Origin of the sequence: Pedobacter psychrodurus (genome assembly GCF_032678585.1) — a bacterium.
Lineage (GTDB): Bacteria > Bacteroidota > Bacteroidia > Sphingobacteriales > Sphingobacteriaceae > Pedobacter > Pedobacter psychrodurus_A.
In genome coordinates this window covers 1-914 of the sequence record NZ_JAVTSN010000136.1, presented here as the reverse complement: position 1 = coordinate 914, position 914 = coordinate 1, and the positions used below count along the sequence as shown (strand labels likewise).

The following is a 914-nucleotide window of genomic DNA, read 5'->3' as shown; positions in this document are numbered from 1 at the left end:
AATCTTCGCAACAGTATCGATCCTCAATCTAAAATTAAGGCCAGATTGATGATCGGATCCTATTACCTCAAACTGAGGCACGGACAGGATACCACTGATATGGACTCGGCCATTGTATATTTCAACGCTGCGGTGACTGGCAGCAAGAGCCTGGGCCGTCCGGCATTAACGCTAACAATTGAAGCACTTAGCATGTTAGGTGAGGTCGAATTTGCAAGGAACAATGCTCACGGCGGATTTGATTGGTTTAATAAAGCGTTAGATTATCTCAGGAATGGATCAGACCAACACCGTAAGGCGCTGATTATGGCAAGAGCTGTTAAGAAAAATTTCTCCTACACCCAAAATCGGCTCGGGGCAAAAATCTATATAGATAATGCCATGTCAATTTTTAAAGGCGAGCGTAATTTTAAGGCAGCTTGTGAGATGGCCTATTATGATACTTATTTTAACATCAATGGTGATAGAAAAAATGTTAAGAGTTTAGCTCGGGGTTACATCTCTGAATACAGTAAATATCAGGCTCCTGCAGTAGGCAGGCTGTATTATCTGCTTGCCAAACTCGAGAGGTATGATGCGAACTTAAACCTTGCGCTACAGTACCTTCTACAGGGCATAGACTGGATGAACAAAAATTATGACAATGAGAGGCAAGATCTATACTATGGAGAACTCGGCTTGATTTATCAGGAACTCGGACAGACTGAAAAGAGCATCAGGGCATATAAGAAAACTTTATCCCTCCGTGATACGATATACCTGAAGCAGGAATACCTGATCCGGACTGTAGGATTTGTGACAGAGGGCCTTATCAGGCTTAAAAAAAATAAGGAGGCACTTTCCCAGATACTGGCCTATGAAGCAGGACATTTGCCGGATGGGAAACATGAGGCTGCTTTCATTGCCCAGATCAG

1 protein-coding gene is annotated in these 914 nt (G+C 43.1%); it reads left to right on the top strand.

From position 1 onward, the window contains the following. Positions 1–914, top strand: a 914-nt coding sequence (locus tag R2S57_RS30380) for a tetratricopeptide repeat protein (RefSeq protein WP_316848661.1), incomplete at both ends; no start/stop codon positions are given.